The 25,582-nt window shown below is 37.4% G+C and carries 23 protein-coding genes, 2 tRNA genes, 2 rRNA genes and 1 other annotated feature; of the genes, 21 read left to right on the top strand and 6 right to left on the bottom strand.

The window, feature by feature from the left end; genetic code table 11:
- The first annotated feature begins 1 nt into the window (after position 1).
- Together AC0GLY_RS04545 and AC0GLY_RS04540 are read left to right on the top strand one after the other, a co-directional pair.
- Positions 2-1,084 (top strand): prephenate dehydrogenase, encoded by a 1,083-nt coding sequence (locus AC0GLY_RS04545; RefSeq protein WP_496611007.1) that lies wholly within the window; start codon positions 2-4, stop codon positions 1,082-1,084.
- Between the two features lie 3 nt (positions 1,085-1,087).
- Positions 1,088-1,585, top strand: a complete 498-nt coding sequence (locus AC0GLY_RS04540; RefSeq protein ID WP_496611006.1) for a shikimate kinase — start codon at positions 1,088-1,090, stop codon at positions 1,583-1,585.
- Between the two features lie 29 nt (positions 1,586-1,614).
- Here the strand turns inward: AC0GLY_RS04540 and AC0GLY_RS04535 are convergent, their stop codons facing one another.
- Positions 1,615-2,094 carry a hypothetical protein gene (locus AC0GLY_RS04535; protein WP_496611005.1) on the bottom strand — a complete coding sequence of 160 codons (480 nt, stop codon included), beginning with the start codon at positions 2,092-2,094 and terminating at the stop codon, positions 1,615-1,617.
- Between the two features lie 91 nt (positions 2,095-2,185).
- Here AC0GLY_RS04535 and AC0GLY_RS04530 point away from each other — a divergent pair, with 91 nt between their 5' ends.
- Positions 2,186-2,644: an HIT family protein gene (locus AC0GLY_RS04530; protein WP_496611004.1), complete on the top strand. Its 459-nt coding sequence runs from the start codon at positions 2,186-2,188 to the stop codon at positions 2,642-2,644.
- A 124-nt stretch (positions 2,645-2,768) separates the two neighbouring features.
- Here the strand turns inward: AC0GLY_RS04530 and AC0GLY_RS04525 are convergent, their stop codons facing one another.
- Positions 2,769-3,344 carry an anthranilate synthase component II gene (locus AC0GLY_RS04525; protein ID WP_496611003.1) on the bottom strand — a complete coding sequence of 192 codons (576 nt, stop codon included), beginning with the start codon at positions 3,342-3,344 and terminating at the stop codon, positions 2,769-2,771.
- On the bottom strand, positions 3,328-4,731 hold the full coding sequence (locus AC0GLY_RS04520; RefSeq protein ID WP_496611002.1) for an anthranilate synthase component I family protein: 1,404 nt from the start codon (positions 4,729-4,731) through the stop codon (positions 3,328-3,330). Before AC0GLY_RS04520 ends, AC0GLY_RS04525 begins: the two co-directional genes overlap by 17 nt.
- Before the next feature lie 53 nt (positions 4,732-4,784).
- Positions 4,785-5,033 (bottom strand) — a binding site (T-box leader).
- A 541-nt stretch (positions 5,034-5,574) separates the two neighbouring features.
- Here AC0GLY_RS04520 and trpD point away from each other — a divergent pair.
- From trpD to AC0GLY_RS04475, 9 genes are all read left to right on the top strand, one after another.
- The gene (gene trpD / locus AC0GLY_RS04515) at positions 5,575-6,594 is read left to right on the top strand and encodes an anthranilate phosphoribosyltransferase (protein ID WP_496611001.1); all 1,020 of its coding nucleotides are present in this window, start codon (positions 5,575-5,577) and stop codon (positions 6,592-6,594) included.
- A 2-nt stretch (positions 6,595-6,596) separates the two neighbouring features.
- Positions 6,597-7,376 carry an indole-3-glycerol phosphate synthase TrpC gene (trpC, locus tag AC0GLY_RS04510; protein ID WP_496611000.1) on the top strand — a complete coding sequence of 260 codons (780 nt, stop codon included), beginning with the start codon at positions 6,597-6,599 and terminating at the stop codon, positions 7,374-7,376.
- Positions 7,369-7,944: a phosphoribosylanthranilate isomerase gene (locus AC0GLY_RS04505; protein ID WP_496610999.1), complete on the top strand. Its 576-nt coding sequence runs from the start codon at positions 7,369-7,371 to the stop codon at positions 7,942-7,944. Before trpC ends, AC0GLY_RS04505 begins: the two co-directional genes overlap by 8 nt.
- Positions 7,945-7,950: 6 nt before the next feature.
- Positions 7,951-9,144 (top strand): tryptophan synthase subunit beta, encoded by a 1,194-nt coding sequence (gene trpB / locus AC0GLY_RS04500; RefSeq protein ID WP_496610998.1) that lies wholly within the window; start codon positions 7,951-7,953, stop codon positions 9,142-9,144.
- Positions 9,137-9,907, top strand: coding sequence for a tryptophan synthase subunit alpha (gene trpA / locus AC0GLY_RS04495; protein ID WP_496610997.1), 771 nt, complete (start codon positions 9,137-9,139; stop codon positions 9,905-9,907). The genes trpB and trpA overlap by 8 nt, the downstream gene beginning before the upstream one ends.
- Positions 9,908-10,002: 95 nt before the next feature.
- Positions 10,003-10,833, top strand: a complete 831-nt coding sequence (locus AC0GLY_RS04490) for a helix-turn-helix transcriptional regulator (protein ID WP_496610996.1) — start codon at positions 10,003-10,005, stop codon at positions 10,831-10,833.
- A 67-nt stretch (positions 10,834-10,900) separates the two neighbouring features.
- Entirely contained in the window at positions 10,901-11,311 is a 411-nt protein-coding gene (locus AC0GLY_RS04485) for an SRPBCC family protein (protein ID WP_496610995.1), read from the top strand.
- On the top strand, positions 11,304-12,020 hold the full coding sequence (locus AC0GLY_RS04480) for an SDR family NAD(P)-dependent oxidoreductase (protein ID WP_496610994.1): 717 nt from the start codon (positions 11,304-11,306) through the stop codon (positions 12,018-12,020). Before AC0GLY_RS04485 ends, AC0GLY_RS04480 begins: the two co-directional genes overlap by 8 nt.
- 113 nt (positions 12,021-12,133) lie before the next feature.
- Entirely contained in the window at positions 12,134-13,270 is a 1,137-nt protein-coding gene (locus AC0GLY_RS04475; RefSeq protein ID WP_496610993.1) for an ArgE/DapE family deacylase, read from the top strand.
- Between the two features lie 30 nt (positions 13,271-13,300).
- On the opposite strand, the gene AC0GLY_RS04470 is transcribed toward AC0GLY_RS04475, so the two are convergent.
- From AC0GLY_RS04470 to AC0GLY_RS04460, 3 genes are all read right to left on the bottom strand, one after another.
- Positions 13,301-13,513, bottom strand: coding sequence for a DUF805 domain-containing protein (locus AC0GLY_RS04470; protein ID WP_496610992.1), 213 nt, complete (start codon positions 13,511-13,513; stop codon positions 13,301-13,303).
- An 89-nt stretch (positions 13,514-13,602) separates the two neighbouring features.
- Positions 13,603-14,961, bottom strand: a complete 1,359-nt coding sequence (locus tag AC0GLY_RS04465) for an FAD-dependent oxidoreductase (RefSeq protein WP_496610991.1) — start codon at positions 14,959-14,961, stop codon at positions 13,603-13,605.
- A gap of 140 nt (positions 14,962-15,101) precedes the next feature.
- Entirely contained in the window at positions 15,102-16,202 is a 1,101-nt protein-coding gene (locus tag AC0GLY_RS04460; protein ID WP_496610990.1) for a M24 family metallopeptidase, read from the bottom strand.
- Positions 16,203-16,385: 183 nt separating this feature from the next.
- Between AC0GLY_RS04460 and AC0GLY_RS04455 the strand changes: the two genes are divergently transcribed.
- The 9 genes from AC0GLY_RS04455 to AC0GLY_RS04415 all read left to right on the top strand — a co-directional run bounded on the left by AC0GLY_RS04455 (position 16,386) and on the right by AC0GLY_RS04415 (position 25,514).
- The gene (locus AC0GLY_RS04455) at positions 16,386-16,982 is read left to right on the top strand and encodes an ECF transporter S component (protein WP_496610989.1); all 597 of its coding nucleotides are present in this window, start codon (positions 16,386-16,388) and stop codon (positions 16,980-16,982) included.
- Positions 16,983-17,050: 68 nt separating this feature from the next.
- Complete coding sequence (locus AC0GLY_RS04450; protein WP_496610988.1) at positions 17,051-17,881, top strand: energy-coupling factor transporter ATPase; 831 nt, start codon at positions 17,051-17,053, stop codon at positions 17,879-17,881.
- Complete coding sequence (locus AC0GLY_RS04445) at positions 17,866-18,723, top strand: energy-coupling factor transporter ATPase (RefSeq protein ID WP_496610987.1); 858 nt, start codon at positions 17,866-17,868, stop codon at positions 18,721-18,723. Before AC0GLY_RS04450 ends, AC0GLY_RS04445 begins: the two co-directional genes overlap by 16 nt.
- Complete coding sequence (locus AC0GLY_RS04440; RefSeq protein WP_496610986.1) at positions 18,716-19,516, top strand: energy-coupling factor transporter transmembrane component T family protein; 801 nt, start codon at positions 18,716-18,718, stop codon at positions 19,514-19,516. The genes AC0GLY_RS04445 and AC0GLY_RS04440 overlap by 8 nt, the downstream gene beginning before the upstream one ends.
- A 549-nt stretch (positions 19,517-20,065) precedes the next feature.
- The gene (locus AC0GLY_RS04435) at positions 20,066-20,230 is read left to right on the top strand and encodes a hypothetical protein (RefSeq protein WP_496610985.1); all 165 of its coding nucleotides are present in this window, start codon (positions 20,066-20,068) and stop codon (positions 20,228-20,230) included.
- Between the two features lie 352 nt (positions 20,231-20,582).
- Positions 20,583-22,159 (top strand): 16S ribosomal RNA (locus tag AC0GLY_RS04430).
- 96 nt (positions 22,160-22,255) lie between these two features.
- Positions 22,256-22,330, top strand: a tRNA-Ile gene (locus AC0GLY_RS04425).
- Positions 22,331-22,357: 27 nt separating this feature from the next.
- Positions 22,358-22,430 (top strand) — tRNA-Ala (locus tag AC0GLY_RS04420).
- 168 nt (positions 22,431-22,598) lie between these two features.
- Positions 22,599-25,514, top strand: a 23S ribosomal RNA gene (locus tag AC0GLY_RS04415).
- Together the 16S and 23S rRNA genes with 2 tRNA genes alongside form the textbook arrangement of a ribosomal RNA operon.
- Positions 25,515-25,582: the final 68 nt, after the last annotated feature.

The following is a 25,582-nucleotide window of genomic DNA, read 5'->3' as shown; positions in this document are numbered from 1 at the left end:
AATGACAACTGTATTTGTAAAGGGGTTAGGCTTAATTGGTAGTTCTTTAATTCGTGCGATTAAAATGGCCCATCCAGATGCAAAGGTGATTGGTTCAGATCAAAATTCAGCCAGTGTAGCTTATGCCTTAAAGCATCAGTTAATTGATGAATGTTCAACTGATTTAGGCAAAACGAATCAAGCAGACTTCATTATTTTAGCGACACCAGTTTCACAAATTATTGCCGATATGCATACCTTAGAAACTTTACCACTCAAATCGGACGTGATTGTTACTGATGTTGGTAGTACCAAGCAAACGATTATGCAGGCTGCCGAGGGTTTAACTGAGCAAGGAATTATGTTTATTGGAGGTCATCCAATGGCCGGATCGCATAAAACGGGGGTCATGGCCGGAAAAGCGAATCTCTTTGAGAATGCCTTTTATTTTCAAATTAGTAACGGAAATGAAGTAGCTGAACAAAAGTTACACTGGCTTTTAGCGGGAACGAAAGCGAAATGGCTAAACGTTGGCGCATCACAACACGATAAGATTGTGGCCCAAATTAGTCATTTGCCGCATATTATTGCCTCGGGGTTAGTTAATCAAACTAATTTAGCATTTCAAAATGAACCCTTAGGAATGAACTTGGCAGCGGGAGGATTTAAATCAATTACCCGCATTGCTTCTGCCGATCCAGAGATGTGGAATGCCATTTTAATGAATAATCAAACGGTTATTTTACAACAATTAGAAAGTTATCAGGCTACTCTAGAAGATTTACGGATTCATTTAGCCAGTGGCGATGAAACCTATTTGAAGAAATATTTTCAAACGGCTAAAACTAGTCGAGATCAATTAAACGTTCAACCAACTGCACCAACGGGCTTCTTTGATTTGTTTTTAGATTTACCCGATCAAGTGGGTCAGTTAGCTAACATAACTGGACTGTTGGCGGAAGCCAAAATTAGCTTAGTTAATTTGCAAATTCGGGAAATCAGAGAAGATACGAATGGAATTTTACAATTAACCTTTAGTAATGAAAAAGAACTTGGAGCAGCAGAAAAAATTTTGAGGAAACAATATCATTTAGTGAGGAGATAGGGCATGAAAGTAATGTTAATTGGTTTCATGGGAAGCGGAAAATCAACGATTAGTAGGCTACTGGGACAACGTTTAAATTTAAAAGTTCGTGATCTTGATCAGTTGATTATAGATTATGATAATTTATCGATTAATGACATTTTCCTAACCAAAGGTGAGCCATATTTTCGACAATTAGAGTTTAAAATGTTAAAACGGCAGGCTGATTTTACTGGAATTTTAGCAACTGGTGGTGGAACCGTTATTAACGATAATTGTGCTCGTTATGTCCAAACATTAGAAGTACCAGTGATTTTATTAGACATTTCTGATAAAACGGTTGAAAGGCGTATAGGTCAACAACAAGGACGACCAATTGCAAGTTCCAAAACGGCTACTGAATTAATTGAATTAAAACATGATCGCGATGAACGTTATCACGAATGTGCTGATTTTGTAGTGAAAACCGATCATAAAAAACCTGCTGAGGTGGTCGAAGAAATTATTAAATATTTAAAATAAAAAGCATCCTTCAATTTGAAGAATGCTTTTTATTCAGCTGAAATTAAATTAACGTTGATGATTTCAGGTAGATCATTAATTTCATCAAGCATTTCGTGGAAAGAATCACGTAGCTGATGGGTATCAATCGTAAAATTAATGACTGCTTGCTTATGAATGGGAAGGGTCATGTTAAGGGTAATAACACTTGCATCATATTTTGAGATGACGGTTAAAATCTTACTCATGACGCCATATTGGTCATTAATGCGGACACTGAAAATAATTTTTTTACTTAATTCACTATCATCATAATCGGAAATTAGCCCCCGATATTTATAAATTACATCTCGACTGATTCCAATTTGTTGAGCAGCACTACTGATACTTTTGGCTCGACCGGAATCTAATAATTTATAGGCTTCGACAACTTTCGGTAAGATAGTAGGAAGTAATTCCTTATTGACAATGTATTTTTTATCGATTGCAATCATCTCTTTCTGAAATTGTTTACTTGATAACTTAATCATAATATGTTTAGATTTTTAAAACAAGTGAATTTTAAAATGAACAAAGTTTGATTAATACATATTTAAAACTGTTAGTGAGGGTTACTTGACGATGACGAAATGGTATAAAGATCGAATTGGATCAGCAATTGATGGAACTAATCCAATGTTAATGACTGAAATGAAGGGTGGCTATGCAGTTTTTGGTGATGTTCAATTTTTACCTGGATATTCTGTTCTATTTCCTAAAAGAAAAGTTTCTTCTTTAAATGATTTAAGCTTAGAAGAAAGAACTGATTTTTTGAAGGATATGAGTATTATTGGAGATGCTATTTTAAAAATTTGCGATGCTAAAAGAATTAATTATGATATTTTGGGAAATACCGATGAATTTTTACATGCCCATATTTTTCCTAGATACGATAGTGAAATAAATGAAAGACTAATTAAACCGGTTTGGCTATATAGCTCCGACTACTGGTCTAATCAAAAATATCAATATAGTGATGATAAGTTTGGTATGTTAAGAAGTAAAATCACTAAGTATTTAATTAAAAATAATAACTTATAAATAATAATATCGACTATTATTTATTTTTGACAATTTTTTTAGTGACTATCTATGTTTTTGGGTTTTAAATTAAAATTACATTCTGTATTAAAATGACCAATGAATTAAATTTACTGGTCATTTTTTAAATGGCTGCTAAAAAATTACTGATGATTTTCTTTCCTAATGCTTGCTCGGTCAAGATTGATTCAGGATGAAATTGGACCCCATATAGTTGTTTAGTGGGAATTTCTGCTGCCATTAATTCATGATTAGCATCAACGGCGGTAACGTTAAATTCTGTTGGGAGCGTCTCAATTTCTCCAACGAGGGAATGGTAACGAGCTACGGTTCCGGTTAGTTGATAATTATTAAATAAGACACTTTGATTATCTAATTTTAACAACGAAGTCTTACCATGCATTAAGTGTTTAGCCGGGACAACTTTACCGCCTAAAGCTTGAATAATCACTTGATGTCCCATACAAACTCCCAGCATCGGAACTAGGCCTTGAAGTTGGCGAACGACCTCTAAACTAACTCCTGCATCGTCGGGATTTCCTGGTCCTGGTGAGAGAATAATGGCTTGGGGTTGTAACGCTTTAATTTCTGCGACTGTTAATTCATCGTTTTTAATTACTTGAATATTTTGGGTAAATTTCCCAATAAGTTGATATAAGTTATAAGTAAAGCTGTCGTAGTTATCAATTAATAGAATCATAATTCATAACCTCTCTCTTAGTTGTCTTACGTAGGCCGCTTAAAATCACGCGCGATTTATTAAAACATTCTTGATATTCGTGTTCTGGAATACTATCGGCCACAATTCCAGCCCCTGAATGAACTGTCAAATGCGATCCTTTTTTATGAGCTAAGCGAATTCCAATGGCAAAATCGCAGTCCTCGTTAAAATCAAGATAACCAAAGGTTCCACCATAAATCCCACGGTGCTGCTGTTCTAAGTTACCGATGATGCTGATTGCCGAAACTTTGGGAGCTCCTGCGAGTGTCCCAGCAGGAAAAACTGCATTTAGGGCATCTAGTGTAGATTTATCAGGGGCAATTTGACTTTCAACTGTTGAGGCTAAGTGCATCACTTGTTGATATTTTTTTAATACCATGTGTTCCGTAACTTGAACGGAATTGAATTTACTAACATCCCCTAAGTCATTGCGCCCTAAATCTACTAACATGTTATGTTCCGCAATTTCTTTGGGATCGGTGTGTAATTCATTGGCAAACTTTTGATCTTCGGTTTCGTTTTTACCGCGGCGCCTTGTTCCAGCTAATGGAAATGTTGCTAAATTGTGCTTAATTTTGCGTAATAAGGTTTCTGGTGAGGCCGTTACGGTTTGAAAATCACCTAAACTAAAGTAAAAATGATAAGTTCCTTGCAATTGTTGATATAGAGCTAATAAATCTCCCGTTGCTTCACCTTGTAATGGATTAGATAAAATCATTTGGAAAATATCTCCCCGATAAATGTGTTCAACTGTTTTATGAATCAGCTTTTGATAAGTTGCTTGAGTGAACTTGGGTGTGAGCAAGTGAGTGATGTGTAGTTCTGGATATTGGGTAAATTGGGCTTGTAATTGGCCTAATTCATGTTTTAAAGCGGTTAAAGTTGGTGGCGTTCCAACTGGAAGATTTTGAATTAACGTGACCTGCTTACTTGCTGGATTAAACGCAATTACTTCAGTAAATAACATTAAAGCCGCATCATCTAAATCAAAGGGGTTTGCAACTTTTGGATAATTTGGAATATTATCTTTGACGTAATCATAGGCAAAATAGCCAACTAAGCCACCAGAAAATGGTAAAAGATTTTCCTGATTATCAAATTGATATTTACGCATTAGTTGCTCTAAATAAGGTTTTAGTTTTTCATTTCTAGTTTGACCATTAGTGGTAATGACCCCATTTTTATAAGTTATTTTAAGTTTGGGATGCAAACCTAAATAAGTTAAATTAGTGGTTTCTACCGTCGTTTGATTATTAATATCTAAGATATAACCATCTTGTTTTTGCATTCTCAAACTAGCCATAATTTTGCTGGGGGAAAACGCTGGATCTTGGTATTGTAAAAAGTGCCGTTCGTATTTTGTCATTTTTCCATCTCCTAAAATTTTGGATAAAAAAAGCCCGCCCATAACAAATGAATGTTAAGGACGGACAATGATCCGCGGTGCCACCTTAATTGAAGCTAGTCTAAAAGACTAGTTTCCGCCTTAGCAAGGAACAAACATTCCTCCGGAAACTTACGTATTCCAACACGTCACTAGGTAATCGGCGCAAGCCTTTATTAGTGCCCTCAGTGGTCCATTTAATTACTTGTTTCTTACTGGTATCTCACCATCACCAGCTCTCTTAAAAGGCATCGTAATCTTGATCTCCACGTCAACGGTTTGGATAACTTAGTCAAAAGTTATCGACGGTTAACTGCTTAATTTATTTTCCATAGATTAAAACATAAATCAAATTGTGTCAACTAAAAATAAAAAATAAATTAAATGGTTGACAGAATTTTATAAACTGGTTATGATTAATAAAAATTAAATACGACCCCAAAAACCATTGAGATGGAGATTAAAACTAATGTGCACGCCCAGAGAGTTGCCGGTGCTGAGAATGGCAATCGAACGCAGTTAGTTAAATGGACCATTGAGGGCAAACCTGAAAGCTTTTGAGTAGGGTTTGACGTTCAGGCATACGTCAGTTGTCGGGAGGATGTTAGTCCTCTGCTAAGCGTGGGTTAAAATCGATATTCTTTTTTGAATACCGTATTTTACTCAAATTCAAGGTGGCACCGCGGGAAACCGTCCTTAACTAAACTTTAGTTATGGGCGGTTTTTTTGTATTTAAAATTAAAGGAGTAAGGAAAATGGAGCTGAAACGATGGCAAAGCTACTAATTAATTGATGATAACTTTTAAATTTAGTAGGAGAAATGACATGATTAAAACTGCAATTGAATTATTAAGCAAGAAAACAGATTTAACTGATGATCAAGCTGAAATGGTTTTAGACGAAATTATGACTAATGAAGCCAGTGACATTGAAAAGTCCGCTTTCTTAATGGGACTTTCCATGAAGGGCGCCACAATTGAAGAAATTTATGGGGCGGCTAATTCATTACGAAACCACGCCACCCAGATTAAACCAGCTCATCCGGTTTTGGAAATTGTGGGAACTGGTGGTGATCAAGCCAACACTTTTAACATTTCCACGACCACTGCTTTAGTAGTCGCCGCAACGGACATTGTTCCAGTTGCTAAACACGGTAATCGAGCTGCTAGTAGTAAAAGTGGTGCTGCTGATGTGCTCGAAGCATTAGGAGTTAATCTCAACGTTAGTCCGGAACAATCGACGCAAATGTTGGCTGATATTAAAATCTGTTTCTTATTTGCTCAAAAATATCATCAAGCCATGCGTTTTGTTGCTCCAGTTCGAAAAACGCTCCAAATTCCCACCATTTTTAATTATTTAGGTCCTTTAGCTAATCCAGCCGGTGCTAATTATCAATTATTAGGGGTGAACGACGAAAAATTAGTTGAATCAATGGCTCACGTCTTAGACCATTTAGGGGTTACTAACGCGATGGTCGTTCATGGTAACGATGGTTTAGATGAAGTGACCCTAACGACAACTACCAATTATGCCAAATTAAATCATCATCAAATTACTACGGGTGTAATTGACCCTAAACAACTAGGGTTAGCCTTTTGTCAGCCAGCTGATTTAGTTGGAGGCACACCTGAAGAAAATGCTGAAATTACCAAAGCAATTTTAAACGGTAAACGTGGTCCGAAACGAGATGTCGTGGTTCTAAATGCCGCTTGTGCGCTTCAAATTGTGAAACCAGAATTGAGTTTGCCAGTAGCTATGCAAATTGTGACAGAAACCATTGATAGTGGCAAAGCCGCCCAAAAGTTACAGGACTTTATTGCTGCCACGAACCTTGTAGAGGAGTAATTATGATTTTAAATGACTTAACTAAAGTGACGAAAGCGCGTATTGCTACAGAAAAGCAAGTTTTACCACTAGCAAAACTCAAACAGCAAATTGATGTTTCCCAAATCAATTTGGACTTTCCGTTTGAACAGCAATTGTGTCAACCTGAAATGAGTTTTATTTGTGAAATTAAGCGGGCTTCTCCTTCTAAAGGCGATATTAAATCGAAAATTGATGTGAAAGCAATTGCGAAAGCTTATCAAGCAGCCGGCACGACTGCCATTTCAGTTTTAACCGAACCTGACTACTTTAAGGGAACGTTAATTGATTTACAAAAAGTGACTGACCAAGTTGAAGTTCCAGTCCTACGTAAAGATTTCACCGTTGATCCGTATATGATTTATCAAGCCAAAGCAGCTGGAGCAAGTGTAATTTTATTAATTTGCGCCATCTTAAATGATGATCAATTACGTGAGTATTTTGCATTAGCCAATCAACTGGGTTTATCAGTTATTTTTGAAGCTCATAATAAAAAAGAAATTAAGCAGGCTATTCAAGTTGGAGCCCGAATTATTGGTATTAATAATCGAAACTTAAAAAACTTTACAGTTAATATGGAAAATGCTAAGCAATTGCGAAACCTGGTTCCTGATGATATTTTATTTATTTCAGAAAGCGGTATTAAAACACATCAAGATATTGTTGAACTGGAAAAAATTGGGGTTAATGGTGTTTTAATTGGAGAAACAATGATGTTAGCAGATGACAAAATTGCTAAGTTAAAGGAATTAGCCCATGGTTAAAATTAAAATTTGTGGAGTTCAAACGTTAGCAGATGCTGATAAGATCAATCAAGTCCATCCTGATTTAATTGGCTTTGTCTTTGCTCCCAGTAAACGACAAATTGCTTTAGCCACGGCTAAAAAGATCCGCCAGCAATTAAAACCGGAAATTATATCGGTTGGTGTCTACGTTAACCAAAATATCGAAGTAATTAAAGATGCTTTAGAACAACAGATCATTAGCCAAGTTCAGTATTACGGGCAATTACCGGATGATTTAATTGCTTTGACCCATGTATTACAGGGACAAGTAATTCAAGTAGTGACTGCTAACCAGCAAATTAATCCAGCTGATGATTACGTCATGTTTGACGATAGTCGGGGTCGGGGAATCGCACCACAAGCATTTAAACCTCACCAGCTTTCGAAACCGGAGTACCTCTCAGGGGGAATTAATTTAACAAATGTACAAACGGCAGTAGAGATTATGCAGCCAGAAGTAGTTGATGTTTCCAGCAGTACGGAAACAAATGGAAAAAAGGATTTAGCAAAAATGCAAGCTCTCACGCAACTAGTACATGAATTATAGGAGAAAATGATGACTAAAAAAACGGGAAAATATGATATTTACGGTGGCCAATACGTCCCCGAAACGCTTATGCATGAATTACAAGTAATTGAAAAAACTTATTTAGCAGCCAAAGACGATCCAGAATTTCAAAAAGAATTGCATGATTTGTTAAATAACTACGCTAATCGGCCTTCACTTTTATACCACGCCCAGCATATGTCAGATGATCTTGGTGGAGCGCAAATCTATTTAAAGAGAGAAGATTTGAACCACACGGGAGCACATAAAATTAACAATGTTATTGGCCAAGCACTATTAGCGAAACGGATGGGCAAGAAGAAATTAATTGCTGAAACCGGTGCTGGGCAACATGGAGTTGCAACCGCTACGATTGCTGCCTTAATGGGCATGGAATGTGACGTTTATATGGGTAAAGAAGATACGGAACGACAAAAATTAAACGTCTTTCGAATTGAATTACTAGGGGGAAAAGTTCATCCCGTTACTAGTGGATCAATGGTTTTAAAAGATGCCGTCAACGCGGCCATGCAAGCCTGGATCGCAAATGTTGAAGATACTTTCTACGTGTTAGGTTCAGCTGTGGGACCACATCCGTTTCCTCTAATGGTTCGTGATTTTCAAAGTGTCATTAGTAAAGAAGCTAAACAACAAATTTTAGCGGAAACTGGTAAATTACCCGATGCCGTCGTTGCTTGTGTTGGTGGAGGGAGTAATGCCATTGGAAGTTTTGCCGATTTTATTCCTGATGAAAATGTGCAATTAATTGGTTGTGAAGCAGCCGGAAAAGGGATTGAAACTAACCAACATGCAGCTACCTTAGAAAAAGGTAGTGATGGAATTTTCCATGGAATGAAATCTAAATTCTTACAAAATAAAGATGGTCAAATTGACGAAGTTTATTCAATTTCAGCCGGATTAGATTATCCAGGAATCGGACCTGAGCATGCTGCCTTAGCGAAATCAGGCCGAACCCAATATGTGGGAATTACTGATGATGAGGCTGTTCAAGCTTTTGAATACATTGCTAAAACGGAAGGAATTATTGCTGCAATTGAAAGCTCTCATGCTATTGCATATGTGCAAAAATTAGCACCAACCATGCGGAAAGATCAAATTATTATTTGTACCATTTCTGGTCGTGGTGATAAGGATGTGGCTTCAATTGCTAAATATAAGGGAGTAGATATTAATGAGTAAGCTGAGTGAAATTTTTGTTAATCAAAAAGCATTTATTGGATTCGTAGTCGCTGGTGATCCAAGTATTGAATCCACGGTTGCTAATATTTTAGCGTTAGCTGAGGGCGGAACTGATTTAATTGAAATTGGAATTCCATTTTCTGACCCTGTGGCAGATGGTCCGGTAATTGCTGCAGCTGATAAACGGGCGCTAGATCGAAAAGTTAATACCGATGATGTTTTTGAAATTATTCGACAAGTGCGAGAAAAATCTGATGTACCCATGGTATTTTTAACATATGCTAATCTAGTTTTTAAAACAGGTTATGATGAGTTTTGTCGTCAGTGTGCTGAATTAAAGGTCAGTGGGATGATTGTACCGGATTTGCCATTTGAAGAGCAATTGGAATTATTGCCTAGTATTGAAAAATATGATTTAGATTTAATTCAATTAATCACACCGACCTCACAAGACCGAATTGAAAAGATTGCTAAAAGAGCAACTGGATTTATTTATGTGGTTTCTTCAATGGGAATTACGGGGACTCGTGATGAGTTTAAAACTAATTTGAAAGCTTTAACTGGTCAAATTAAAAGTTATACTGACACGCCGATTGCCATTGGCTTTGGCATTCATACGCCTACGCAGGCCAAGGAAATGAGTGAAATTGCAGATGGGGCAATTGTGGGTAGCCAAATTGTGGATTTAATTGATCAAAATGGTAAGGCTGCACCCACTAAGTTAACGGAATATGCAAAAACCATGAAAGCGGCAATTAAATAAAAGAAGCCTTAATAACAGTAAATCCTTGTTATTAAGGCTTCTTTTTAATATTATGATGTTAAAAATGATTGTAATTATAATTAAGGAAATTAATCATGGAAAATGCTAATTTAGGCAGCATTATTAAAAATCAAAGAAAAAAGCACCATCTTTCACAAAAAGAGCTGGCAAATGAAATTTGTACGCAGCCAATGATTTCAGCAATTGAAAATAATAAGTATAATCCCAACGGAATTATCTTAATGAAATTATTTCAAAGACTAGGGGTCAGCTTAGATGAAATTAATTTAGCTGATAATTTTGCAATTAGTAGTAAGCAAGAAATTAATTATCAAATGGGAAAGCTCTGTAACCATCATCAATATCAAAAATTATACCAGTTGTTAATCAAGGAAAGTACTAAGTCATTAATTGATAGTGATTTACAATCCCAAGCATATTACTATTATTTAGCAATTGCTATTTTGCAAACAAGTGGTAGTTTTTCAGATGCGATTAGAAATTTCAAATTATCATTGGCTTCGAAAAGTAATTCAAATAAATCAAAAACCTTAGTTAGTTTAGCCAAAGCTTCTTTAGCGTTAATTGCTAGTTTACAAAAGCAACCTAAGCAAGTGGACAAGTATCTAAGGGAAGCTTTAGCTGAAATCACAAACTCGAATTTTAATAATGACCAAATTGTGGTTTATTACTTAGCTGCTTTGAGTAAATATGAATTAGGAGACTATTTTGCCACGTTGAATTGGATTGATGATTTAATTGATTTTGCCACTCAGCATAATTCTCACTATATGTTAGCAAATGCATACTACCTCCTATCTTTAGCGGCTACTAAAACCGAAAATGAGAATTTAGCACTTGAAGCTACCAATCGCGAAAAAGTGCTCGGTTCTTTATTTGGGGAAGCAGTTTTTAAAAAAATATAAGAATGCTTATTATCTTTATTTTTGGATATTTCATAAACTAAACCTAATCAAAAAAAGGAGTTTAGTGATGAAAAAAATATTTGAAAATAGCACGTATATTTCAGCTGGTTCTAATCAAGTCAGGGAAGTTTTAGCTAATCCAGCCAGGATAATTCAATGGGTCCCTGAAATCAAAATTAAGAAGATTGATGATAAGACCTTTCAAATTATTCGAAATCAGTCGACAATCAATCGTTTTGAACAAATTTCAATTGAAAACACTATAAACCAAGTTATCTACCATAGTATGGGTGGAAAAATTGAATACCAGCTAATTTTTAAATTTGATGCTGAAAATAATGGGACAAAAGTAGTAGAAGAGTTTTTTTTAATTAATCATGTCAAATTACCATTGATTTTATTTAAGCCGGTGATTAAGCATGCTTTTAACCTTAATTTACAGAACTTAGCTAAGCTAATGGAGATGGCAAATGACTAAAGAAATTGTAATTACAGGGGGAACTTCTGGAGTTGGGTTAGCAACTGCAAAGGATTTATTAAAATCTGAGAATGTAAAGCTAATCTTAATTGGGAGAAATTTACAAAGGGGTAATCAAGTCCAACGAACTTTAGGTAATCGGGTCAAGTTTCTGCAAAGTGACTTATCTGATCTTAATCAAATTAAAATGGTAGCTAAAAAAATTAACCAATTAACTAAACAAGTATTTGGTTTAGTTCTATGTCATGGAGTTTACCCAGTTAATGCTACTCAAAATTTACAAAATAATTTATTAAGTCATTACTTTTTAATAAAGGAATTAACTCCAATTTTAAATCATAGTAAAATTTTAATTGTGACTGGAAAACCAGCTGCAGTCAAAAGACTACCAATTTGCCAACGACAAGATAATTCATTTGAAATGCTTGCATGGGAATTAACCCATAAAACTTTACTGATGAAATATTTAGCAAATCAGTTTAAATCAGTGGAGACAACGGTTAATAGTTTTTACCCTGGTGATGTAAGAAGTAATTTAATGCCTTATACAAGGGGATTAACTGAACATGAAGTTACAATTGGAAGCCAGTTATTATTTAATGATCAATACCAAAATGAAACAGGAAACTTTTATGATAACCTTGGTAAGGTAATCGAATTGCCTAATAAATATAATAACCAACAAAGTTTAAAAAGATATTTAAATTAAACCTAAGAAGAGCATGATTACAGTCATTATTCGTAATTTGCTCTTTTTTGCTTGATAAAATTTACTTTTACTTGGATTTAAGGTATTCTTGTAAAAACGAAAGGACGAATGTCATGAATAAAAATGAAAAAATTAAGCTGTTAGCTGACTTAGTTTCAATTCGTTCCGTGAACGATAATGAAGAAGTAGTAGCCGAGTATTTAGCGGCCTTTTTAGATAAATATGGGATTGAATCAGAAATTGTCCAATATGCACCTCATCGAGCCAATTTAGTGGCAAGCGTTGGAAGTGGTCGTCCAGTGCTTGCTTTTAGTGGCCACGAAGATGTGGTCGATGCAGTGGGTGATTGGAATACTGATCCTTTTCAATTATCGGAAAAATCCGGCAAATTATATGGTCGGGGAACTTGTGACATGAAAAGCGGAGTGGCCGCCATGGTAATTGCCATGATTGAATTGAAGCAAAGTCAAACACCCATGAAAGGAACCATTAAACTGTTAATTACTTTGGGTGAAGAAGTGGGTGAGTTTGGGGCAGAACAATTGACGGAACAAGGTTTTATGGATGACGTCGATGGACTGATTATTGGGGAACCAACCGGCTACAAAATTTGCTATGCTCATAAGGGTTCGTTAGACATTAAATTAAAATCGCTAGGAAAGATTGCCCATAGTTCGATGCCTGACTTAGGAAATAATGCCTTACAAAATATGTTTGATTTGGTAAATTTAATCAATCAAGAAATGGGTGATACCGAAATTGCTGATCCAGAAACGGGTAAATTTTTATTTAATTTCACGGTGATGCAAGGGGGAACTCAAGTTAATTCCATTCCTGGTACAACCGAAGTTCAATTGAATTCACGGACGATTGATGACTTTAGTAATGAAAGGGTTATCAATCTCATTGAAGATTCAATTAAAAAATTAGAAAAAAAGGATTCAAAATATCAATTTTCCATGAAAATTTTAATGAATTTACCCCCAGTTGATGGTGATAAAAATAATTCATTGATTAAATTAGGGCAAGCAATTGGACAAGCAGTAACTAATCAAAAGATTCCGTTATTTGGTGGTTCGTATACGACGGATGCAGCTAAATTTTTGGTGGATAAGCCAGATGATTTTCCAATGATTATTTTTGGACCGGGAAATCCATCCCTTCATAGTTCCAATGAATATATTGACGAAAGCATGTACTTTAATTTTATTGAAATTTACAAACAGCTCATGATTGACGGGCTTAAATAACGCCAAATTAAAAGAGAAAGAACTGTAATTTTAGTTCTTTCTCTTTTTTTCGTTCGAAAACACAATTGTGTAGACAGATGTGATAAATTGACCTGATACTGAACCAGCGGTTAAACCAATTACCCAAGCAAAAATAATTCCTAAAATAAAATTAAAAATAAAGGGCGTGAAAAATTCTATGCGATTAGCGGTTCCCGAAAAGTTAAAAATGTTGTGCCAAAAATTATTATAAGCTTTAATCATGGTAAAACTTCTTTCTAATCAACGATTTTTCCAGTATAAAACAAAAAAATGACAAAATTAACCTAAATCATTAATTTTGTCATTCTTAATTATTTATTTACTTTGTCAGCTTGGGCTTGAGCAGCTTGTCCTAGAATGTTTAGGTAGTTAAATGGACGATCAAATTGGGGCTGGAATAACATATCAACCATTGCTAAATCGTCAATTGTGTTTTTATTTTGAATACATACTGATAAGACATTCGCTGATTGCGAAACATCGTACATACTTGAAAGGGCTCCTCCCAAGATCACGCGAGTTTCCGGATCATACACTAATGACATTAAAACTTCATCCGTTGATAACATAAATTCTGGACGATAATTATCAGTCATGACTACCTCGCTAACTTTTAAATGGTTGGCTTTAGCAAGGGCCGTATTGATTCCAGTTGAGACATAAGTCCGACCGTATAATTTAAGCCCTGATGAAGATTGGGTTCCCATGTCTTTCACTTTGTCTTCAGTCAAATTTAGACCAATTAATCTTCCTTGACGCACAGCATTAGTAGCTAAAGGAATGTAGGCATTGGAATTAGTTGGGTTATAGTGAACGGCAGCACTATCACCAGCAGCAAAAATATCATGATTTGATGAATGCATGTATTCATCAGTAATGATTGCACCATTATCCAACATGTCAACTTTATCTTTAAGTAATTTAGTGTTGGGGCGAAAACCGATACAAAGAATTGCAATATCAGATTTAATTTCCTTGCCAGCTAAAGTTTTAGTGATAATTTCATCATCGACTTCTTCAAAAGCAGCCACTTTTGAACCAAGCACAAGGTTTACCCCATGAGCTTCATAGTCTTTGGCTAAAATATCCGTAAATTCTTTATCAAAGTACTTATAAAGAACTCGTTCAGAACCATCAATTAAATTAACGTGATAATTTTGGTTTGAGTAAGCTTCAGCCAATTCGGCACCAATATAACCTGAGCCAATGATAGTAATAGTTTTAGCTTTGGGAGCTTCTTCAAATAATTTTTTGGCATCGTTATAGTTTTTACAAAGGTAAACGCGACTACTGTCAATTCCGGGGATTGGAGGAATAGTAGGTTGCGAACCCGTGGTCATAATTAATTTGTCATATGCTTCTGTTTTTTCTTCGTTAGTGATTAAATCTTTAACTTTAATCGTTTTGGTTTCTGGATCAACGTTGGTAACCTGATGACGCATTTGAACGTTAGCCCCAAGGTTACTTAATTCTTCTGGACTTGAGTAGAAAAGTCCTTGGGGATCGTTATTTTTAATTTCTTTACCTAAGTAAAGGGCGATTCCACATGATAAGAAAGAGATGCTATCATTCATTTCATAGACAGTCACCTCTGCATCGGGGTGATCGGCAATCGTTTGCTTAACTGCAAAAGTACCAGCGTGAGTACAACCTACTACAATAACCTTCATTTATCTATACCTCGTTTGAGTTCTTCTGTAATCGTTTACAAAAATGATTATAGCATGCTGTTAATTATTACACAATCTAATTGTGAAAAACGTATCATAATTTTTTATTAAAAAAGCTGACCGCAGTCAGCTTTTTCTGATTATTTAAATACAGTTTGAAGGGTTTTTGTAGTATGGGTAAATGGTTCACATCCATCTTTGGTAACTCTGACACAATCTTCAATTCTCACTCCAGCAATTCCCGGAATATAAATCCCAGGTTCAAGGGAGAAGCACATATTTTCTTCTAGTTTTAGGTCATTTCCTTCCATAATTGAAGGAAATTCGTGTTCACTCATTCCAATTCCATGACCTAAACGATGAATGAAGTATTTGCCATAACCAGCTTGGTCGATAATATCACGAGCAACTTTATCAAGTTCAGCAGCAGTAATCCCTGGTTTAACTGCTGCTTGTGCTGCTAATTGGGCTTCCAGACAAGCTTTGTAAATGTCTGCTTGCGTATTGTTTAAGTTTCCAACTGCAACCGTCCGGCTTGCATCACTAATGTATCCATCGTGAACTGTTCCTAAGTCAAGTAATACTAATTCATTATTTTCAATTTTACGGGTGCTAGTGTCTCCATGAGGTTGAGAAGCGTGTTTTCCAGCTTGAATTAAAGTTGGAAAACTCATTTGCATAACTCCACGCTTTTTTAATTGGTATTCAATTTCTGCAGCAACATCAGCTTCAGTAATTCCTGGTTTAATGGTTTCAAACCCCACCTTGAAAGCAAAATCAGCTTCTCGACCAGCTGCTTTAAGTTTTTCAATTTCAGCAGGAGTCTTAATTAAGTGAAGTCGTTCTACCTCGGGGGTTAAGTCATGATTAAAATTAGCAGATGGAAATTCTTTTTCCAAGGCATGTAAACGATCAACAACAAGATTGTTCATTTCAACTCCCCAATTAATGGGGGAAGGGTTAACTTCTTTGATGTGGTTCGCAATCATCGTAAATGGTTTTTCATGATCTAAATAACCAAAAACTTTGTAAGGCCAATTAGACTTTTGGATATCTTCAACTTCAAGGGCTGGTGCAAACAGAAATGGATCATCGTCAGGAAAAACGATTAAGGCTAAAACTCGTTCAATCGGATCGCTACCAAATCCCGTAAAATACTGGACATCTTCATAGTTACTAATATAAGCAACATCTAAATTTTTTTCTTTAACATATTTTTGTAATTCTTTTAGTTTTTCCATTTAAAAGCCTCCACGTTTTTCCGTTATTCTAGCACAATGAGCATGAAAGACAATCTTTGATGTTACAGAATGATTAATTTGTTAACTTTTAAAGTTGATTATGATGGTCAATTTTGAATTTGTCATTAAAAAATAGTTTTTTTAGCGTATAATTTGGATATTAATTCAAAGGAGAAATGGCTCGTGTTAAGAAAATCAAAAGCTTATCATATTTCAATTTTGGCGCTATTTATTGCCATTATTATTGTCCAAAATTTTGTTCCATTATTTGGTTATATTCCGGTAGGACCGCTTAGTTTAACGACCATTCACATTACTGTGATTATCGCCGCGGTAATGCTAGGCCCATTTGATGGTGGAATTGTAGGTGGGGTTTGGGGTGTGCTTTCATTTATTCGAGCCTTTACTGCACCAACTAGTCCAGTACAACCGCTAGTTTTTACGAATCCAATTATTTCAATTTTACCGCGAATTTTAATTGGGGTTGTGGCAGGGTATGTATTTATTTTGCTAACTAAAGCTAAACTGAAACCAGTACTTTCATTGATAATTACTGCTATTATTGGAAGTTTAACGAACGCAATTTTAGTGTTAGGTATGATTGCTATGTTTTACCGAACCCCAGCAGTAGCACATGCTTATGGCGTAAGCAATCCGGACCTTATCATCAATGTTTTGATGGCAGCTGTCGGAACAAACAGTATTCCAGAAACAATTTTAGCAGCAATCATTGTTCCATTAATTTGTATTCCATTATTAAAGCATCGTAAAATAAAATAACAACATGGTAAAATAAAGAGAACTTCTAGTTGGGAAGTTCTCTTATTTATTTGATAAAGGATTAAATTATGAATAAAAAAGTAATTGAAATTAAAGACTTAACTTATCGTTACCCTAATCAGACTAAAGATTGTTTAAAAAAAATTAATTTAACCATTAATCAAGGTGAATGGGTTTCTTTGATTGGGGCAAATGGAAGTGGTAAATCAACCTTAGCTAAGCTAATTGTAGGATTGCTGGAAGATAAAGGTAACCATATTCAAATTTTTGGAAAAATAATGAATGCGGAAAGTGGAAATCAGATTCGGTCTAAAGTCGGAATGGTTTTCCAAAATCCAGAGAACCAGTTTGTTAGTTCAACGGTTCTTGATGATGTTGCCTTTGGTTTAGAAAACCAAGGAATTCCTCGCAATGAAATGAAAAAAAGGGTCCTTCTAGCGTTGAGAGAAGTTGAGATGGATAGTTTTTTAAATGCTGAACCTAGTCAACTTTCTGGGGGACAAAAGCAACGAGTAGCTTTAGCAGGCGTTCTAGCACAGCATCCAGACTTGATTATTTTAGATGAAGCTACAAGTATGTTAGATCCGGCTACTAGAAATCAAATATTGAAAATTGTGCATAAATTACATAAAGAACTGGGAACGACTATTTTAGCAATTACACATGACATAAATGAAACTAAAGATTCAGACCAGATAATTTTACTAAATCACGGTAAAATTGCGATGCGAGGGGTTGCTCAAGAAATTTATTCACAAACCAAGCTTTTAAATGAATGTAACTTATCGGCTCCATTAACTTATCAAGTTCAGCAGACATTAAGAAAATGTGGATTTCATTTACCGGAAAAATATTTAAATGAAAGGGAGTTAATCAAAGAATTATGGGAATTAAATTAAACAATGTCGGTTATACCTATCATTTAAATGATCCTTTGGAATTTAATGCTTTACACGATGTGACGTTAACTTTTCCTTATAATAAGTTTACGGCTGTAATTGGTAAAACTGGAAGTGGGAAGTCGACTCTAATCAAGCTATTGAATGGATTGTTATTGCCTACTGCTGGTAAAGTTACGGTGGGAAAACAAGCGATAACCAGGCATACCAAAGCAAAACAACTTCAACAGGTACAAAAAAATGTGGGAATGGTATTTCAATTTCCCGAAAACCAGCTATTTGCTGAAACCATTTTACAAGATGTAATTTTTGGTCCAATTAATTTTGGGAAGTCAGAAGTTGAGGCCACACAGTTAGCCAAGAAATGGTTAGCTAAGGTAGGAATTTCACAATCATTATTTAATCAATCGCCTTTTGAATTATCGGGAGGTCAAATGCGGCGAGTTGCTTTAGCCGGAGTTTTAGCCTGTGAACCAAGTACTTTAGTTTTAGACGAACCTAGTGCCGGATTAGATCCTGCTGGTAATCAAAAATTGATGGAACTATTGAAAACATTACAACGTGAAATTGGAATGACTATTATTATGGTAACTCATTCAATGGAGAACGTTGCCGAATACGCTGATTGGGTAGTTGTAATGGAAAAGGGAACAGTTATTGCAGAAAAAAATCCTCAAGATTTATTTTTGGCTGATAATTCAATGGTTGAACTACCAGAAGCAGCTCAATTTTATCTTAAGCTAATGAAAAATCATCGAATTGAGGAATTACCAATCACAAACCAAGCTTTAGTTAAAATGATTCTTAATCAGTTTGGTCAGAAAGGAGATTTCAATGGATAATTTTATTTTTGGTCAATATTTTCCTGGATCAACTTTTATTTATCGTTTAAATCCTACTTTAAAATTGATGATAGTTATTTTATTAATTGTTGCGAGTTTTATGAATCAGGCTTGGATTGGTTTTGTGATTTTATTAGGTATTTGTGGTTTAGTAATTCAAATGACGCAAGTTGGTTGGCATTTTTTTCTTAAAGGAACTAAGTTTTTCATTTATATAATTTTTTTAACTTCTTTAATTCAAGTTCTTTTTAGTATTGGGGAACCTATTTTCTGGCACTGGGGCATTTTTACGATTTCTGGTTTTGGTTTACAGATTGCAATTTTAGCTTTTTTACGGTTTTTAATTGCGATTGTAATTTTTACGGTTTATTTAATGACGACTAATCCTGTTGATATTTCACAAACAATTCAAAGACTTTGTTATCCTTTAAAATTTGTAGGGGTTAATCTTGATGATATTGGATTAGTAACCGTAATTGCTTTAAGATTTGTGCCAACTTTAACAGATGAAGTTAATAACATTAAAAATGCTCAAGTTGCTCGAGGAATAAATTACCAAAAGTGGACATTAGCTAAGCGAATTAACCATATTATTACAATCTTAATTCCATTATTTATGGATGTTTTTCGGCGGGCCGAACAGTTAGCCGCTGCCATGATTTTACGCGGATATACAGATGGGAAACAAAGGACTCATTTACGAAAAACAAAGGTGAATAAAATTGATTGGTTAATTTTTGCAATCGTTATAATAATTTTCAGTTTTATTTTAGCGATAAACCAAAAAAATTAACTTTCAAAAAGTCAATAATTAAAGATTTTGTAACATACAAAAAATCGTTGAACAGAAGTAGTTTTTATTGTTATTTAAGTTGTATTAATTAGAACTTTAGTAATTTGTTTTCATCTGTAAAGGGGTTGACATCTTTTTAACTAAAGTTATTGCTATATACAGTTATTTGCTTTTGAAGTTAGATTAATTAAATTCCATTTAGCAAAGTTCAATCTACCACACCTGAATATTGTCCCGATTGCGCTTTATGATTAGTTTTAATAAATCATATTAAAACTTGAATTATCACCGCTAGTTCGTGGAAGGAATTTCTCTTGCACTGGTAGCTTATCGAGTGAATATTCTTAGCTGTAATTTCCAAGACAACTATCATTAAATGCTATTTGTCTTGAAAGAGTTAATCAATTGTATTGAAAATATCTAAATTGCTTGAGCTTATGACTGTATTGGTGGGATTAAGTTTATTTGAGACAGGTGTTAAATTATCATATGATTTTACGTCAGTTGGAAATTGACTGTTCTTATTATGATTGATAAGTTGTTCCTGCTTTGAAGTATACTAATAACCTTGCTGTAGATGCAAAAGTAGATAATCACCAAAATAAGCAAGTTGTTGTAAAAAACACGCAACAATCATTTTCACCTAATTCAAAGTTTGCTTATCTAATTTCACTTAATAAAGAGCGACAATTTCGAAAGAAAAAAGCGAATTAATCGCTTTTTATAGACGTAATTAAATAAACTGACTTTTTTTGACCAAACTATTGACATCCTATTTTGAGTAGTATATAGTTAAATATTGTTGACGCGAAAATGTTAAGTTTTTAATGAGTTTTAAATGATTTTAAAATTTATTGAATAAAGTTCTTGACCTTTCTTGACCAATGCGATATATTAATAAAGTACCGTTTGAGACGGTACATTAATGAGTAGATCTTTGAAAACTGAACAAGATTTTGATTACAATAAAGTGTAAGGATAATTTTTAAACTTGGTTTAGAAATTAAACAAATGCAATGTCAATTTGCAAAAACAAATAAATAAGAGCTAGTAAAGTTCTCATTTCTAAAATGAGAGTTTGATCCTGGCTCAGGACGAACGTTGGCGGCGTGCCTAATACATGCAAGTCGAACGAAGTCGCCCATTTGATGTTTGGTGCTTGCACCAAACTGATTTTGGATCCGACTGAGTGGCGAACTGGTGAGTAACACGTGGGTAACCTGCCTAGAAGAAGGGGATAACACCTGGAAACAGATGCTAATACCGTATAACAACAAGAACCACATGGTTCTTGTTTGAAAGCTGGCCTTGGTGCTAGTGCTTCTGGATGGACCCGCGGCGTATTAGCTAGTTGGTGAGATAATAGCTCACCAAGGCAATGATACGTAGCAGACCTGAGAGGGTAATCTGCCACAATGGGACTGAGACACGGCCCATACTCCTACGGGAGGCAGCAGTAGGGAATCTTCCACAATGGACGAAAGTCTGATGGAGCAACGCCGCGTGAGTGAAGAAGGGTTTCGGCTCGTAAAACTCTGTTGTTAGAGAAGAACGGCTGTGAGAGTAACTGCTCACAGTGTGACGGTATCTAACCAGAAAGTCACGGCTAACTACGTGCCAGCAGCCGCGGTAATACGTAGGTGGCAAACGTTGTCCGGATTTATTGGGCGTAAAGGGAGCGCAGGCGGTTTATTAAGTCTGATGTGAAAGCCTTCGGCTTAACCGGAGAAGTGCATCGGAAACTGATAAACTTGAGTGCAGAAAAGGATAGTGGAACTTCATGTGTAGCGGTGAAATGCGTAGATATATGAAGGAACACCAGTGGCGAAGGCGGCTATCTGGTCTGTAACTGACGCTGATGCTCGAAAGCATGGGTAGCAAACAGGATTAGATACCCTGGTAGTCCATGCCGTAAACGATGAATGCTAGGTGTTGGAAGGTTTCCGCCTTTCAGTGCCGCAGCTAACGCATTAAGCATTCCGCCTGGGGAGTACGACCGCAAGGTTGAAACTCAAAGGAATTGACGGGGACCCGCACAAGCGGTGGAGCATGTGGTTTAATTCGATGCTACGCGAAGAACCTTACCAGGACTTGACATCTTCTGCCACTCTAAGAGATTAGAGGTTCCCTTCGGGGACAGAATGACAGGTGGTGCATGGTTGTCGTCAGCTCGTGTCGTGAGATGTTGGGTTAAGTCCCGCAACGAGCGCAACCCTTGTCTTTAGTTGCCAGCATTAAGTTGGGCACTCTAGAGAGACTGCCGGTGATAAACCGGAGGAAGGTGGGGACGACGTCAAATCATCATGCCCCTTATGTCCTGGGCTACACACGTGCTACAATGGACGATACAACGAGTTGCGAAACCGCGAGGTCAAGCTAATCTCTTAAAGTCGTTCTCAGTTCGGATTGCAGTCTGCAACTCGACTGCATGAAGTTGGAATCGCTAGTAATCGTGGATCAGCATGCCACGGTGAATACGTTCCCGGGTCTTGTACACACCGCCCGTCACACCATGAGAGTTTGTAACACCCAAAGTCGGTTGGATAACCTTTTAGGAGTCCGCCGCCTAAGGTGGGACAGATGATTAGGGTGAAGTCGTAACAAGGTAGCCGTAGGAGAACCTGCGGCTGGATCACCTCCTTTCTAAGGAATAATTCGGAACCTTACATTAATCAAAATCTTGCTCAGTTTTGAGAGTATTTACTCTCTTATTTAAATATTCATAGTATTCGCTTTTTTGGGCCTATAGCTCAGCTGGTTTAGAGCGCACGCCTGATAAGCGTGAGGTCGGTGGTTCGAGTCCACTTAGGCCCATACCGAAAAGTCGGTTTTGAATATTATGGGGAATTAGCTCAGCTGGGAGAGCACCTGCTTTGCAAGCAGGGGGTCAGCGGTTCGATCCCGCTATTCTCCATTGACACGTTAGTGTCATTTTTGTTCTTTGAAAACTAGATAATATTATTTTCTGTAATAATTATATTTTTATATAATTGAACCGAGAAATAACCATTGTGTTATTTTTGAGTTTTTTAATTAGTTTTAATCGCTAAAACTCAAATAATTTATAATCCGTCGGATTATAGGTTAAGTTAATAAGGGCGCATGGTGAATGCCTTGGTACTAGGAGCCGATGAAGGACGCAACTAACTGCGATAAGCTTCGGGGAGCTGTACGTAAGCTTTGATCCGGAGATTTCCGAATGAGGAAACTCGACCAGTGTTATGACTGGTCACTGCATAGTGAATACATAGCTATGCAGAGGCAGACGTGGGGAACTGAAACATCTAAGTACCCACAGGAATATAAAGAAATTTCGATTCCCTAAGTAGCGGCGAGCGAACGGGGAATAGCCCAAACCGAACCCTTGTGGTTCGGGGTTGTAGGACTGAACATTTGAGTTACAAAAGTATTTGATAGTTGAAGTAGTTGGGAAACTACACCAAAGAGAGTGATAGTCTCGTAAATGAAATCAAATACCCTCAGTTCAGGATCCTGAGTACGGCGACACACGTGAAACGTCGTCGGAATCTGGGAGGACCATCTCCCAAGGCTAAATACTCCCTAGTGACCGATAGTGAACCAGTACCGTGAGGGAAAGGTGAAAAGCACCCCGGAAGGGGAGTGAAATAGTTCCTGAAACCATGTGCCTACAAGCAGTCAGAGCCCGTTAATGGGTGATGGCGTGCCTCTTGTAGAATGAACCGGCGAGTTACAGTTGCATGCAAGGTTAAGCCGAAAAAGCGGAGCCGTAGCGAAAGCGAGTCTTAATAGGGCGCCATAGTATGTTGCCGTAGACCCGAAACCAGGTGATCTACCCATGTCCAGGATGAAAGTGCGGTAATACGCACCGGAGGTCCGAACCCGTGTACGTTGAAAAGTGCTGGGATGAGGTGTGGGTAGCGGTGAAATTCCAAACGAACTTGGAGATAGCTGGTTCTCTCCGAAATAGCTTTAGGGCTAGCCTCGGAATTAGAATCATGGAGGTAGAGCCACTGTTTGAGCAAGGGGTCCATCTAGGATTACTGAGTTCAGATAAACTCCGAATACCATTGATTTATGTCCGGGAGTCAGACGATGAGTGATAAGATCCATCGTCGAAAGGGGAACAGCCCAGACCGCCAGTTAAGGTCCCTAAATATATGCTAAGTGGAAAAGGAAGTGGAGTTGCATAGACAACTAGGATGTTGGCTCAGAAGCAGCCACCATTTAAAGAGTGCGTAATAGCTCACTAGTCGAGTGATTCTGCGCCGAAAATTTACCGGGGCTAAGCATATTACCGAGACTGCGGACGCAACTACGTTGCGTGATAGGAGAGCGTTCTAAGGGCAATGAAGGTAGACCGTAAGGACTGCTGGAGCGCTTAGAAGTGAGAATGCCGGTATGAGTAGCGAAAGATCAGTGAGAATCTGATCCACCGAATGACTAAGGTTTCCTGGGGAAGGCTCGTCCACCCAGGGTTAGTCGGGACCTAAGCCGAGGCTGAGAAGCGTAGGCGATGGATAACAGGTTGAGATTCCTGTACTAGTTAATTATGTTTGAACGATGGAGGGACGCAGTAGGCTAAGATTAGCACACGAATGGAAAGGTGTGTTCAAATCGTAAGTCAGTTTAAGAGTTAAATGCTTTTAAGCGAGTTGACAAGCGATGATGAGGATCGAAATTTAAGTAGAGAAGGATCTGACGTCACACTGCCGAGAAAAGCTTCTAGTTAGTAATTAATTACCCGTACCGCAAACCGACACAGGTAGTCGAGGAGAGTATCCTCAGGTGAGCGAGAGAACTATCGTTAAGGAACTCGGCAAAATGACCCCGTAACTTCGGAAGAAGGGGTGCTGGCCTCACGGCCAGCCGCAGTGAAAAGACTCAAACGACTGTTTATCAAAAACACAGGTTTATGCAAAATCGTAAGATGAAGTATATGGGCTGACGCCTGCCCGGTGCTGGAAGGTTAAGTGGAAGTGTTAGCTTCGGCAAAGCACCGAAATGAAGCCCCAGTAAACGGCGGCCGTAACTATAACGGTCCTAAGGTAGCGAAATTCCTTGTCGGGTAAGTTCCGACCCGCACGAAAGGCGTAACGATTTGAGTACTGTCTCAACGATAGACTCGGTGAAATTAAGATACCTGTGAAGAAGCAGGTTACCCGCGACAGGACGGAAAGACCCCATGGAGCTTTACTGTAGCTTGATATTGGGTGTTTACATAACTTGTACAGGATAGGTAGGAGCCATAGAAGCCGGGACGCTAGTCTCGGTGGAGGCGTCAGTGGGATACTACCCTTGTTATGTGAACACTCTAACCCTGCGCACTGATCGTGCGCGGAGACAGTGTCTGGTTGGCAGTTTGACTGGGGCGGTCGCCTCCTAAATAGTAACGGAGGCGCTCAAAGGTTTGCTTAGAATGGTTGGAAATCATTCCAAAAGTGTAAAGGCAAAAGCAAGCTTGACTGCGAGACATACAGGTCGAGCAGGGACGAAAGTCGGACTTAGTGATCCGGTGGTACCAAATGGAAGGGCCATCGCTCAACGGATAAAAGCTACCCTGGGGATAACAGGCTTATCTCCCCCAAGAGTTCACATCGACGGGGAGGTTTGGCACCTCGATGTCGGCTCATCGCATCCTGGGGCTGTAGTTGGTCCCAAGGGTTGGGCTGTTCGCCCATTAAAGCGGTACGCGAGCTGGGTTCAGAACGTCGTGAGACAGTTCGGTCCCTATCCGTCGCGGGCGCAGGAAATTTGAGAGGAGCTGTCCCTAGTACGAGAGGACCGGGATGGACATACCGCTGGTGTATCAGTTGCGCCGCCAGGCGCATTGCTGAGTAGCTATGTATGGATGAGATAAACGCTGAAAGCATCTAAGTGTGAAACTCGCCTCAAGATGAGATTTCCCATTCCTATATGGAAGTAAGACTCCTGAAAGATGATCAGGTAGATAGGTTAGAAGTGGAAGCGTAGTGATACGTGAAGCGGACTAATACTAATCAGTCGAGGACTTAACCAAGTAGAATGAAGATTCAATGGAAGTTAATCGGAAGAAAATAATATTGTCTAGTTTTGAGAGAACGAAGT

It is taken from the genome of Fructilactobacillus sp. YLN 2507, assembly GCF_059614085.1.
The sequence above is the reverse complement of the archived record's forward strand: the minus strand, read 5'-3'. Positions and strand labels throughout refer to the sequence as shown.